Source organism: Pontibacter harenae (assembly GCF_020907245.1).
Taxonomy (GTDB): Bacteria; Bacteroidota; Bacteroidia; order Cytophagales; family Hymenobacteraceae; genus Pontibacter; species Pontibacter harenae.
Map to the genome: position 1 here is coordinate 43,797 of NZ_JAJJWH010000018.1, position 12,777 is coordinate 56,573.

Genomic DNA, 12,777 nt, shown 5'->3' on the forward strand with positions numbered 1-12,777 from the left:
CCTATTGTTAGACTAAGACTTATGATGCGCATGGCATGGCTTTTTGGAAGGATACTTAAAAACAGCTGGTGTTTTACTCCCTCCTAATTGCATCCACAGGATTTAGCTTAGCAGCGCGTGTAGCAGGATAGGTGCCGAAGATAATACCAATGACTACTGCAATAACGGCAATAGTAAAAAAGGTGTTCCAGGTATAGGCTGCTTGAAAAGGCACGTCTACAAACACTTTTATGATAGGTACAATGGCCATGGTAGCCAGAACACCTAATACCAAGCCCAGAAAGCTACCGAAAAGCGACACCGTAACTGACTCTGCCAAAAACTGCAGCAAAATATCGAACTTTTTGGCGCCCATGGCTTTCCGAACACCTATCTCTACAGTGCGCTCATTTACAGATATTAGCAGAACATTCATGATGCCGATACCTCCCACTAGCACAGAAATACCTACAATCAAGCCCATTACTATTCTGAAAAGCAGGAATGCTTTGCTTGCCTGCTCCACGCGCGCTTCATTTGTTATCAAGACAAAATTGGTGCTGTCACTTGGAAAGTTCAGTTTTAACCAGTTCTCTATCTCTGCTTTAACAATAGGAACATCCTCCACTCTTCCTACCTCTAATATTCCTTTCGGAGGTGTGGCTTTCAGCTCCTCTTCCGTAAATAAAGTAATAGGCACATAAACCTGCGCATGATTTTCGTCTTTATTCTGCTTCAAAACACCTATCACTTTCGCCTCTCTGCCTCTTACCGCAACACTTCTTCCTATGTAATCTTCAACAGATTCCGCACCCATTGCTTCTTTGGCCAACCAATAATTTACATAGGCCACACCACTTCCAGCTGCAACATCCGCTGCAGAAAAAGCACGTCCAACAGCTATAGGTGTATCAGCTGCACGGGGCGCCGCAGAACCCACAACCGAGGCACCCATCGGTGCTGCCATACCTTCTACTGTAACTTCTTCTGAGCTTGAGATGCTTAAGTAACCTTGCGCTGGTTTAGATAAGGAAGATGTAAGCTTTGTGAAGTTCGTGTAGTTTAGATAGTTGTATTCCTCCTTCTTCAGCCACACATTATTTACTTTTTTGCGGGTATTTGTTTGTATCATCACCGCTTTCAAGGATGTGGTACTTGTAATCTGATCCTGAGCAAACTTCTCCAGCCCATCTATCAGCGACAGCACAGACACAAGCGCCGCTACCCCAATTACAATACCCAGAATGGAGAGAAGCGTGTGAAAAAGTCTAGACCGAATATTCTGCTGAGCCAGCGAGAAGGATAGAAAGGCTTTCTTGAACATGGAGCTACGGGTTGTCTCCTTAAATGTACATTATTTTCAGAATATATAAATAAGATATTGTGAGCTATATTTAGTAAGAAAATCTGATAAAGAAGTAGCTTAAAGCTGGTGCAAGCTATTAACCAGCTACCAGCTTTTATCTGCTTTTGTATAATGACTCGATGTGGTACTAGTCTATTTAAGTTTTTGATTTATGTTGACTCCTCTAAACACTCTTAAAGAACACTTGATGCACGATTCTCTGCTGCTTACTCCTAACTCTTTTATATCTTTGCCTTAAACAGATGAATTAGGTTTAGATGAATCTTATCGAAGAATTGAGATGGAGGGGCATGCTCCATGATTTCATGCCAGGTACAGAAGAGCAATTAGCTGCTGAAATGACGACAGGCTATATCGGCTTCGACCCTACCGCCAGCTCTCTGCATATTGGTAACCTTGCCACTATCATGCTACTGGTGCAGCTACAGCGTGCAGGACATAAACCAGTAGCCTTAGTGGGTGGCGCTACAGGTATGATCGGAGACCCTTCAGGCAAGTCGGCTGAACGCAACCTCCTTTCTGAAGAAACCCTTCAAACAAATCAAGCAGGTATCCGTGCACAACTGGAGAAGTTCCTGGACTTTAACTGCGGAGCCAACTCAGCTGAAATCGTTAACAACTACGATTGGTTTAAGGAGTTTAGCTTCCTAAATTTTCTGCGCGACGTGGGCAAGCACATCACTGTTAACTACATGATGAGCAAAGACTCTGTAAAAAAGCGCATTAATGCTGACGAGGAAGGTGAACGCGCCGAGGGACTTTCATATACAGAGTTCGCGTACCAACTTATACAGGGCTACGACTTTTACCATTTGTATAAAAACAAAAATGTACGTCTGCAGATGGGAGCTTCAGACCAGTGGGGCAACATTACCACAGGCACAGAGCTTATTCGCCGTATGGATGGAGGCAAAGCCTTTGCGTTGGTTGGCAAGCTGGTTACAAAATCAGACGGTACAAAGTTTGGTAAGTCTGAAGGCGGCAACGTGTGGCTTAACGCTGAACTAACCTCTCCTTACAAGTTTTACCAGTTCTGGCTCAACCTTTCTGATGAAGAAGCCGAGAAGCTCATAAAGGTATACACATTACTTCCTCAAGATGAAATTGCAAGGATTACAGAAGAGCACAATCAGGCGCCGCATTTACGCGTTCTACAGAAAGCCTTAGCTAAAGATGTTACAATTCGTGTGCATTCTGAAGAAGATTATAATGCAGCTGTAGAAGCCTCAGAAATTTTATTTGGTAAAGGCGATTTAGCCACTTTAAAAGGACTTAGCGAGCAAATATTGCTGTCTGTCTTTGAAGGTGTGCCACAGGTAGAAATCACCAAAGAGCAATACGCTGAGGCAAACACGGTAAGCGATTTATTATCCGAAACCACACAAGGTTTAATCTTCGATTCTAAAGGCGAAGCCAAGCGTATGATAAAAAATGGCGGCGTAAGAGTTAACCTTGAAAAGGTACAGAGCGCCGAAGACGCTGTAAATTTCGAACTATTGCAAGAGAAGTACCTCGTAGTGCAGAAAGGTAAAAAGAACTACTACCTAGTTAGTGTTAAATAATTAAATACCAAAACCTTATAAACAAAAAGGGTGGCTCTTTCGAGTCACCCTTTTTGTTTATCTCTTGTAGAAGAGTATTCAGTTACTGTGCAGCTTCGCTGTTTTTCATGTCCTGAACTTCCTTACGGATGTCCTGAGCCATGTTCTTTAGGTCTTGCATGCCTTTACGTACACGAGTACCTGCAGCAGCGTTTCCTTTGTCGTAGAATTTTTCGAAATCAGATTCAAGCGACATTACTAGATCCTTGAGTTTGCTAAAGTTGTTTGCCATTAGAGCTATTGGTTATAGTGAAACATATGGTTTAATCGCTCTAATATACACATTTAATGAAAACAAGCAAAAATTAAGGATTTTTAATATATGGCTTTACAGCCAGCTAGGCGGTAACTGCTGACTTTGAGTACAAGCCTTTGTCCAATTTTTGTGATATTTTCTCGAATGCTGCGATTGTCTCTTTTACGTCATCCAAAGTATGTGCAGCAGTAGGTATCAGGCGAAGCATGATAACATCTTTCGGCACTACCGGATACACTACAATCGAGCAGAAAATGCTGTAGTTCTCACGAAGGTCCAGTGTCAGCTGTGTAGCATCAGGAATCTGTCCGTTCAGGAATACAGGTGTTACAGGAGATTGTGTAGTACCTAAGTTAAAGCCCTTCTCGCGCAGTCCGCTTTGTAGAGCATCCACCACTTCCCAAAGTTTGTCTTTTAGCTCAGGCTTTGTTCTAAGTAACTCTAAACGCTTCAGCGCACCAACTGTTAGAGGCATTGGCAAAGACTTAGCAAAGATCTGAGAGCGCATGTTATAACGCAAATATTCTATCACCTGCTCGTTTGATGCCACAAAGGCACCGATGCTAGCCATAGATTTGGCAAACGTAGAGAAGTATACATCAATACCATCCTGGCAATTTAAATGCTCACCTGTACCAGCTCCAGTTTTACCCATTGTACCGAAACCGTGGGCATCGTCTACAAAAAGTCTGAAGTTAAATTTCTCTTTCAGTGCTACTACTTCATCCAGTTTGCCCAGGTTACCAGACATACCGAAAACTCCTTCTGTAATAACAAGTATAGCACCTCCAGTATTTTCAGTCCAACGTGTGGCACGCTCTAGCTGCTTTTCAAGGCTTTGCATATCGTTGTGCGCATACACAAAGCGCTTGCCCTGGTGCAAACGCACACCATCTATAATACAGGCATGCGATTCAGCATCATACACTATTACATCGTGGCGGTCGACCAATGCATCTATAATAGAAACAACTCCTTGGTAGCCGAAGTTTAACAGCATAGCATCAGGCTTCTGAACAAACTCCGCTAACTCAGCCTCCAATTGCTCATGAATACTGGTGTTACCAGACATAATACGAGCTCCCATTGGCGTAGCCATACCCCATTCTGCAGCTGAATCAGCATCAGCTTTACGTACCTCCGGATGGTTAGCTAACCCAAGGTAGTTGTTAAGGCTCCAGGTCAATACATCTTTACCTCTAAATTTCATACGTGGAGCAATCTCACCTTCAAGTTTTGGGAACGTAAAATAGCCATGTGCATAATGAGAGTGACTGCCTAAAGGACCTCTGTTGGTCAACAACTTTTCAAATAAATCCACTTGTGTAATAATTAGGTTATCGGGATAATTTCAGAATCAACTTTCGATTTACAATAAATAAAGCAAAATATACAATTAAGCAAATTTAGGTAAAATGCGGCACAAAATTAAGTTTTTATAAAGTCATAAACAATTCACCTCTAAGTCTTCTCCACCTTTTTCGTATACAAGTTTTTATGTTTCGGCCCAAAATCCTTACTTTGAAAGAATAAAACCACTGCTTCTTCATGAATAAAATAAATAAAATATTAGTGGCTAATCGTGGTGAGATTGCGCTCCGCGTGATGCGATCTGCCAAAGAAATGGGTATCAAGACAGTAGCCATTTATAGCGAGGCCGACCGTAATGCGCTGCATGTGCGCTTTGCTGACGAAGCTGTCTGTGTGGGTGGACCAAAATCAAGTGAGTCTTACTTACGTGGTGACGTGATTATAAAGGTATGTCAAGATTTAGGCGTTGATGCCATACACCCTGGCTATGGTTTCTTGTCGGAAAATGCTGGATTTGCTCAACAGGTACAACAAGCGGGTATCATATTTATTGGTCCGTCGCCAGAAGCCATAGAATTGATGGGAAGCAAACTGGCAGCTAAAGCTGCTGTGGCTAAGTATAACATCCCGATGGTGCCAGGCACCGAAGAAGCGATTACGGATGTAGAAGCAGCTAAATTAATCGCACAGGAAGTAGGCTTCCCGATACTGATCAAGGCCAGCGCTGGCGGCGGCGGTAAGGGTATGCGCGTGGTGGAAAGTGTTGAAGTGTTTGAAGAGCAAATGCAGTTGGCGGTAAGCGAGGCTACCTCGGCGTTTGGCGATGGCTCAGTTTTTATAGAGAAGTATATAGGTTCGCCGCGCCATATCGAGATTCAGGTGCTAGGTGATACACATGGTAACATTGTGCACCTGTTCGAGCGAGAATGTTCGATTCAGCGTCGCCACCAGAAAGTAATAGAAGAAGCACCGTCTGCAGTTCTTACTCCTGCCCTTCGCGACGAGATGGGCCAATGCGCCGTAAACGTAGCCAAGGCATGCGATTATGTGGGAGCTGGCACAGTCGAATTTCTGCTGGATGAAAACCTGAACTTTTATTTCCTGGAAATGAATACGCGTCTGCAGGTAGAGCACCCTGTAACGGAGCAAATTACAGGCTTGGATCTGGTTAAAGAACAGATTCTAGTAGCGGAGGGTAACCTACTAAGGTTCAAGCAAGAAGAGCTGCAAATAAACGGGCACGCGTTGGAATTGCGTGTCTACGCAGAAGATCCGGCGAATAATTTCCTTCCAGACATCGGCCGATTAGAAACCTATAAAAGACCGCAAGGCTTAGGCGTGCGCGTGGATGATGGCTTTGAACAAGGCATGGACATTTCTATTTATTACGACCCGATGATCGCAAAGCTGGTATCGTTTGGCAAAGACAGACAGGAAGCCATCGAAAAAATGCTTCGCGCGATAGATGAGTACCAGATAACAGGTATAGAAACTACTTTACCTTTCGGAACTTATGTACTACAGCATGAAGCATTTGTGAGTGGAAATTTCGATACTAAATTTATCGATCGCTACTTTACTCCTGAAGCACTAGCTAAGCAACCAGAAGAAGATACAGAAGAAGTAGCCGCTGTGCTAGCTGCTATACTATTACAAAACCACAATCCAAAGCAAGTTACGGCTGCAGCCATGACAACAAGCGCAACTGATTCCAACTGGCGCAAAAACAGGTTAAAGTAAGTTTATACTACACTTCCAAAACAGAAGAGGCGCTTTGTGAAAGCGCCTCTTCTGTTACATTAGTAGGTTGTATGGCTCATAACGTACTATACGTGCGTAGCTATCTATATCAGATCAAAAAGGCTTTTAACACCTAGTGAACGCTCTTTTGTGAAACCTTCTCCGTAAGTAACGCCAATGGCATGCCCTAACTCTTTTGCTCTGGATTCCACGAAACCTAAAAACTCAGGGGAAGAAATATAAGTGTTTGGTGAAGTGTCGTCTGGATTGAAGAACTGGGATTTAAAGGCGCGGATTGTTTCCATCTTCTGCTCCCAATGCGCTGTCACATCTACAATGACATCAGGTACAATAAAACGATCCTGAATGTAATGGTACATGTTCTTTGGCCGCCATGCCTCCTGTTTGTTGCCTTCGCTATCAAAAGTTTCCACCATTTTCAGGCCAGCGACAAAACAAGCGTCTCTTACGACTTCAGAGCCACGTCCATGATCTGGATGTCGATCATAGATAGCGTTCATCAGCACTAGTTCTGGCTTATATTGCCTTACCTTCTCTACAATCTTAAGCTGATGTGCACGGTCATTCAAGAAAAAACCATCGGCAAAGCCTAAATTCTCGCGCACAGCTATACCCATTATTTTAGAGGACGCCTCGGCTTCGGCAGCTCTAATTTCTGGTGTTCCCCTTGTCCCTAATTCTCCTTGGGTAAGGTCAATAATGCCCACCTTCTTACCGTCTGCAATATGCGCTATAATGGTGCCTGAGCAACCAAGTTCTACATCGTCAGGGTGAGAAGCAAAAGCAAGTATGTCTAATTTCATTTAATCTTATGTCAAGTATTATCTAATGCGAAGCTTGCGGCCAATTTTAAGGGTAGTGCGGGCAGAAATGCCATTAAGCTTTGTAATTTGGCTTACACTAACACCGTATCTCTTCGCAATACCAGAAAGTGTATCTCCGCTCCTAACGGAGTGATAAGTAGCTCTACGACTACTGGTGGCTCCGCTTTTTGTGTTATTGTAATAGTTAAAGAGAGCTGATGTAATTACAAAATTCTGCCCCTTTAGCAGGTAATCAGGAAAGTCGTACATTAGCTCTGGGTTGATCGGATTCCCCTGGTAACGCACCTCATAATGCAAGTGCGGACCTGTACTACGGCCAGTACTCCCCCCATAACCGATAAGTTCTCCAGCCGTTACAAACTGTCCTGGCTTTGCTGCAGCTTTACTCATGTGGCCATAGAGCGTTTCTAAGCCATTGTAGTGCCTCACCACGATATAATTGCCATAGCCACTGCCATCCCACTTATTAATGCGTACAACACCATCAAAAGCGGCATAAACAGAGTCTCCCGTATTCAAGTCTATATCAGTACCAGCGTGCAAGCGCCCCCACCTACCGCCAAAGTGGCTCGTAACGGGAGTTTTAACAAGAGGCATTTTGTAGTCCCTGTTAACGGTTGGGTCATATAAGGTTATGTCAACAGTATCCTTCATCTTACTCGCATCCATGCGGTACGGGTTGATGTTGTAGGTATCCCAAATGGCATAATAACCTGCTATTTTCACCCAGGAAGAATCAATCAGAATTTCCTCCGAAACTTCCACAATATGCTGTTCTCCCAGGTTAAGCTCTGTGGTGTCCTCACTTACTATTGAAAGCTCTTTTTTTGGATTGAACAGGATAGATTTACCCGCCTCTGAATTTTCTTCTGGAAACTCCTCGTACTTAATAAGTACAGTTGTATCAGGCTTTACGTAGTTGATTTTAGGAGCCTTAACTTTGATCAAATCCTTTAGTTTACCCTGCTGCGCATTGGCACTGTGTATTAAGCCAGTTAAGCAGAGTAAAAAAAGTACAAAGTATAAGGATGCTTTTTTCTTTAACATTAGGATTTGTTTAAGCAGTAATGTGCTCTTTCGCTCAGTATTCGCCTTTCTAAACTCACATTACAGGCTTTTTATTGCAAGGCCTTTAAAAATAATACTACAAAGAGCAGTACAGAAAATTAAACCACCAGTATAAATTAATGCAATTCCATTGCTGCTAAATAGCGCTCAGCATCAAGGGCAGCCATACAACCAGAACCCGCTGCTGTTACTGCTTGGCGGTAAGTGAAATCCTGAACATCACCGCAAGCAAATACACCATCGATATTTGTTTTTGATGTTCCAGGTATTGTTCGGATGTAACCGTTCTCATCCAAATTAAGATAATCCTTGAAGATATCAGAGTTCGGCTGATGACCGATAGCGACAAAGAAACCGCTCACAGGAATTTCTCTGGTTTCGTTTGAAACCGTGTTTTTAACACGAACACCCTCTACGGCAAACTTACCCAATACTTCGTCTGTAACCGAATTCCACAAGATCTCTATATTCTTGGTTTTCTTTACACGCTCCTGCATAATCAAGGAGGCCCGCATTTCTTCACGGCGCACAATCATGTAAACTTTATTGCACAGATTAGATAAGTAAGTAGCCTCTTCTGCAGCAGTATCACCAGCTCCAACAATAGCCACATCCTGACCTCTGTAAAAGAAACCGTCGCACACGGCACAGGCAGAAACACCACTACCGTTCAATCTAGCTTCAGACTCAAGGCCTAACCACTTAGCCGAAGCGCCAGTAGATATGATGACAGTATGGGCTTCTATTACCTTTTGATCGTCTATCGTTACTTTATGTGGCTGAGAAGAAAAATCGACAGCCGTTGCAATACCGTAGCGCACATCTGTACCAAAACGCTCAGCCTGCTTCTTGAAGTCTTCCATCATCTGAGGACCGTTAACTCCCTCAGGATAACCAGGATAATTCTCTACATCATTTGTGATTGTCAGCTGCCCACCTGGCTGCAGCCCCTGATAAAGCACTGGGCTAAGGCCAGCTCTGGATGCATAAATGGCAGCAGTATAACCGGCAGGGCCAGAGCCTATAATCAGGCATTTTACTCTTTCTATTTCCATCTTAAATTAGCACTTTCAAATTTGGATGCAAGTATACAAAATTTCTGCCCTTTAAGCCGCACTAGCGCTGTAATATTCACTGTTAAGTATGTTGCTTGGACATACACGGCTAAAAATTGGACAATTTTATAAGCATTTTGATTTTGAAAACTTTGTTTTAGAACAACAGTTTCAAAAACCTTACCATGTCACTTTGTACACTTACTTTACAAAAAAAAAGCCTGACTTTGCAGCCAGGCTATATTTACAAAGCTATTACTTAACCTAAATATGGTTTTAAAGCTTTACTTCTAGATGTATGACGTAACCTTCTAATTGCTTTTTCTTTAATTTGGCGTACACGCTCACGTGTCAGGTTAAATTTCTCTCCTATTTCTTCCAAAGTAAGAGAATGTTCGCCGTTAAGGCCAAAGTATAAAGAAATAACATCAGCCTCACGCTTAGTAAGTGTAGAAAGGGCACGTTGTACTTCTTTACGAAGCGAATCTGTCATCAAACCTGTGTCAGGAGACTCTTCGTCTTCGTTCTCAAGCACATCTAGTAAACGGTTTTCTTCGCCCTGCACAAAAGGTGCATCCACGGATACGTGGCGACCAGATATTTTAAGAGTATCTACTACTTCTGCAGTAGTAAGTTCCAGCACTTCAGCAATCTCTTCTGGAGATGGCTCACGCTCAAACTTTTGTTCCAGCTCTGAGAAAGACTTTGAGATTTTGTTCAAAGAACCTACTCGGTTTAGCGGCAAACGTACAATACGCGACTGCTCAGCCAAAGCCTGCAGAATGGACTGACGAATCCACCACACTGCGTAAGAAATGAATTTAAAACCTCTTGTTTCGTCGAAACGCTTGGCAGCTTTAATCAAACCTAAGTTACCTTCATTAATAAGGTCGCCTAAAGATAGGCCTTGGTTTTGGTACTGCTTTGCCACCGACACCACAAAGCGAAGGTTCGCTTTGGTTAATTTCTCAAGTGCAAACTGATCTCCTTCTTTTATCCTCTGTGCTAACGAAACTTCCTCGTCTGGTGTAAGCAAATCAACTTTACCAATCTCCTGTAAATACTTATCCAGCGATTGGCTTTCACGGTTCGTAATCTGTTTGCTTATCTTGAGTTGTCTCATCAGAGTATAATATTAAGACTTAAATTTTATAATGTTATTTTTAGGCTCGGTGTGTTAACATCACAAGAACGCGCAAAGTTCTTAGTTCTCTTAAATAAAGTCAAGAATTTGGGAGCCGTTGGTTTTTATTACTTCTGCTGCAGCACAAGTTTAATTATAACTTATACTGCAGCAAAAAGTTATACCCTATTGGTTTTGCTGTGTAGCATCAGTTTTAGGCAAAGCAGCTTTGCGAGAAAGCTTAAACTTACCTGTTTTCTTATCTACATCAATCAGTTTCACTTTTACTTCTTCTCCAATCTCCAGCACACCATCCATTGTTTCTAAGCGTTCGTGCTTGATTTCTGAAATGTGCAGTAAGCCATCTTTACCTGGCATAAACTCTACGAAGGCACCGTAAGGCTGAATAGACTTAACTTTACCGATGTATGTTTCGCCAACCTCTGGCTGGGCTACAATTCCTTTAATTTTAGAAATTGCGCTGTCCATAGACTCTTGGTTGCTAGCAAAGATGTTCACATGGCCTTTCTCATTTTTCTCTTCGATAATGACAGTAGCACCAGTGTCTTTCTGGATCTGCTGGATTACTTTACCGCCTGGCCCTATCACTGCACCAATAAATTCTTTATCGATAACAATATTGTATGAACGTGGCGTATGAGGTTTGTAATCTGCATTAGGAGCCGAGATAGTCTTAGACATTTCGTTCAGGATATGCGCACGACCTGCTTTTGCCTGCTCAAGAGCCTGGCTCAACACCTCATACGATAATCCTTGTACTTTTATGTCCATCTGGCAAGCAGTGATACCATCTTTGGTACCAGTTACCTTAAAGTCCATATCACCTAAGTGGTCTTCGTCACCTAATATATCAGAAAGCACGGCAAACTTACCAGATGCAACATCTGTGATAAGGCCCATAGCTATACCAGAAACGGCACTCTTAATAGGAATACCAGCATCCATCAGGGCTAAGCTACCAGCACAAACCGTAGCCATAGAAGATGAACCGTTAGATTCTAGGATGTCAGAAACGATACGGATTGTATATGGGTTTTCAGACTCTGGCGGAAGCACTTTCTTTAAGGCTCTCAAGGCAAGGTTACCATGCCCGATCTCACGACGGCCAGGCCCTCTGTTTGGCTTCACCTCACCTGTAGAATATGCAGGGAAGTTGTAGTGCAACAAGAATTTATTTGTACCAGATACCATCGCACTGTCAATTAACTGCTCATCCAGTTTGGTACCGAGTGTTATAGTTGTTAAAGACTGTGTTTCGCCTCTTGTAAAGATAGCTGAACCGTGTGTAGCAGGCAGGTAGTTGATTTCAGACCAGATTGGACGGATCTCATCAAGCTGACGGCCATCCAGACGAACACGCTCGTCCATGATCATGTTACGTACAGCTTCCTTCTCTACATCATGGTAATAAGTCTTGATCAGGCCAAGGTCATAACCATGGTCTTCGCCTAGAGACTCTATAAACTCGTTTACAACAGCTGCAAAACCTTCTTTACGCTCAGTTTTGTTAGCACTGCCGCGTTTAGCAACTGCATACGCTTTGTCGTAAGTGGCTGCGTACACTTTTTGGCGAAGCTCTTCATCGTGTGTCTCGTGAGAATATACACGTTTCTGAGTTTTGCCAACCAATTCAGCAAGTTCTACCTGCGCCTGGCATTGTACTTTGATAGCAGCATGCGCAAACTGAATAGCTTCTAGCATTTCTGCTTCAGAAACTTCGCTCATTTCGCCTTCCACCATGGCAACACTATCTGCAGAAGCACCAACCATCATATCGATGTCGGCTCTTGAAAGGTCAGAAGCGTTCGGGTTAATTACTAGTTGTCCGTCTATACGGGCTACTCTTACTTCAGAAATAGGACCGTTAAATGGAATATCAGATACAGCAAGTGCGGCTGAAGCAGCCAAAGCAGCAAGTGCATCAGGCATAACCTCTGTGTCTGCAGAGATTAAGTTTATTGTCATTTGAGTTTCCGCATGGTAGTCGCCAGGGAACATTGGGCGTAAAATACGGTCTACCAAGCGTGATACCAGCACTTCGTAGTCAGAAAGTCTGGCTTCTCTTTTCAGGAAACCTCCAGGTATTTTACCAGAAGAGGCAAATTTTTCCTGATAGTCTACAGAAAGAGGCAAGAAATCTACTCCTTCTCGAGCATCTTTGTTCGAAACCACTGCTGCTAAAAGCATCGTGTTTCCCATTCTAACAACTACAGAGCCATCGGCCTGCTTTGCTAGTTTACCAGTTTCAATAATGATTTCCCTGCCATCAGGGAGTGTAATGGTTTTAATAATCGCGTTCTGTGACATCTTCTTGTATCGTTTATAGCATCAAAAAGACAGCGCTACCCTTTGTAACTGCTGTCGGTACTGGCAAGGAGGAAGAATGAGGTAAGTAGAAAAAGATTAGGGAAT

General features: G+C 43.0%; 10 protein-coding genes. 2 read left to right on the plus strand and 8 right to left on the minus strand.

What is annotated here, in order from left to right; genetic code table 11:
- Positions 1 to 73 precede the first annotated feature (73 nt).
- Positions 74 to 1,303, minus strand: a complete 1,230-nt coding sequence (locus tag LN893_RS11165) for an ABC transporter permease (protein ID WP_229969942.1) — start codon at positions 1,301 to 1,303, stop codon at positions 74 to 76.
- Between the two features lie 299 nt (positions 1,304 to 1,602).
- Here LN893_RS11165 and tyrS point away from each other — a divergent pair, with 299 nt between their 5' ends.
- Positions 1,603 to 2,907, plus strand: a complete 1,305-nt coding sequence (gene tyrS / locus LN893_RS11170; protein ID WP_229969943.1) for a tyrosine--tRNA ligase — start codon at positions 1,603 to 1,605, stop codon at positions 2,905 to 2,907.
- Positions 2,908 to 2,989: 82 nt separating this feature from the next.
- Here the strand turns inward: tyrS and LN893_RS11175 are convergent, their stop codons facing one another.
- Together LN893_RS11175 and LN893_RS11180 are read right to left on the minus strand one after the other, a co-directional pair.
- Positions 2,990 to 3,178, minus strand: coding sequence for a BF3379 family histone-like protein (locus LN893_RS11175; RefSeq protein ID WP_229969945.1), 189 nt, complete (start codon positions 3,176 to 3,178; stop codon positions 2,990 to 2,992).
- A gap of 106 nt (positions 3,179 to 3,284) precedes the next feature.
- Positions 3,285 to 4,523 (minus strand): aminotransferase class I/II-fold pyridoxal phosphate-dependent enzyme, encoded by a 1,239-nt coding sequence (locus LN893_RS11180; RefSeq protein ID WP_229969946.1) that lies wholly within the window; start codon positions 4,521 to 4,523, stop codon positions 3,285 to 3,287.
- Between the two features lie 227 nt (positions 4,524 to 4,750).
- Between LN893_RS11180 and accC the strand changes: the two genes are divergently transcribed.
- Positions 4,751 to 6,253, plus strand: a complete 1,503-nt coding sequence (gene accC / locus LN893_RS11185) for an acetyl-CoA carboxylase biotin carboxylase subunit (RefSeq protein WP_229969947.1) — start codon at positions 4,751 to 4,753, stop codon at positions 6,251 to 6,253.
- A gap of 104 nt (positions 6,254 to 6,357) precedes the next feature.
- Here accC and bshB1 read toward each other — a convergent pair whose 3' ends face one another.
- The 5 genes from bshB1 to pnp form a co-directional block, all read right to left on the minus strand.
- Positions 6,358 to 7,077 carry a bacillithiol biosynthesis deacetylase BshB1 gene (gene bshB1, locus LN893_RS11190; RefSeq protein WP_229969948.1) on the minus strand — a complete coding sequence of 240 codons (720 nt, stop codon included), beginning with the start codon at positions 7,075 to 7,077 and terminating at the stop codon, positions 6,358 to 6,360.
- 18 nt (positions 7,078 to 7,095) lie between these two features.
- Entirely contained in the window at positions 7,096 to 8,145 is a 1,050-nt protein-coding gene (locus tag LN893_RS11195) for a M23 family metallopeptidase (RefSeq protein WP_229969949.1), read from the minus strand.
- A 137-nt stretch (positions 8,146 to 8,282) separates the two neighbouring features.
- Positions 8,283 to 9,221 carry a thioredoxin-disulfide reductase gene (gene trxB / locus LN893_RS11200; protein WP_229969950.1) on the minus strand — a complete coding sequence of 313 codons (939 nt, stop codon included), beginning with the start codon at positions 9,219 to 9,221 and terminating at the stop codon, positions 8,283 to 8,285.
- Between the two features lie 259 nt (positions 9,222 to 9,480).
- Entirely contained in the window at positions 9,481 to 10,344 is an 864-nt protein-coding gene (locus tag LN893_RS11205; RefSeq protein ID WP_229969951.1) for a sigma-70 family RNA polymerase sigma factor, read from the minus strand.
- 186 nt (positions 10,345 to 10,530) lie between these two features.
- Positions 10,531 to 12,672: a polyribonucleotide nucleotidyltransferase gene (gene pnp, locus LN893_RS11210; RefSeq protein WP_229969952.1), complete on the minus strand. Its 2,142-nt coding sequence runs from the start codon at positions 12,670 to 12,672 to the stop codon at positions 10,531 to 10,533.
- Positions 12,673 to 12,777 lie beyond the last annotated feature (105 nt).

Bases quoted from the DNA above. Each gene is read 5' to 3' on its own strand.
- LN893_RS11175 (WP_229969945.1), bottom strand. From the start codon at position 3,178: ATGGCAAACAACTTTAGCAAACTCAAGGATCTAGTAATGTCGCTTGAA.
- LN893_RS11195 (WP_229969949.1), bottom strand. From the start codon at position 8,145: ATGTTAAAGAAAAAAGCATCCTTATACTTTGTACTTTTTTTACTCTGC.
- LN893_RS11165 (WP_229969942.1), bottom strand. From the start codon at position 1,303: ATGTTCAAGAAAGCCTTTCTATCCTTCTCGCTGGCTCAGCAGAATATT.
- bshB1 (WP_229969948.1), bottom strand. From the start codon at position 7,077: ATGAAATTAGACATACTTGCTTTTGCTTCTCACCCTGACGATGTAGAA.
- tyrS (WP_229969943.1), top strand. From the start codon at position 1,603: ATGAATCTTATCGAAGAATTGAGATGGAGGGGCATGCTCCATGATTTC.
- pnp (WP_229969952.1), bottom strand. From the start codon at position 12,672: ATGTCACAGAACGCGATTATTAAAACCATTACACTCCCTGATGGCAGG.
- accC (WP_229969947.1), top strand. From the start codon at position 4,751: ATGAATAAAATAAATAAAATATTAGTGGCTAATCGTGGTGAGATTGCG.
- LN893_RS11205 (WP_229969951.1), bottom strand. From the start codon at position 10,344: ATGAGACAACTCAAGATAAGCAAACAGATTACGAACCGTGAAAGCCAA.
- trxB (WP_229969950.1), bottom strand. From the start codon at position 9,221: ATGGAAATAGAAAGAGTAAAATGCCTGATTATAGGCTCTGGCCCTGCC.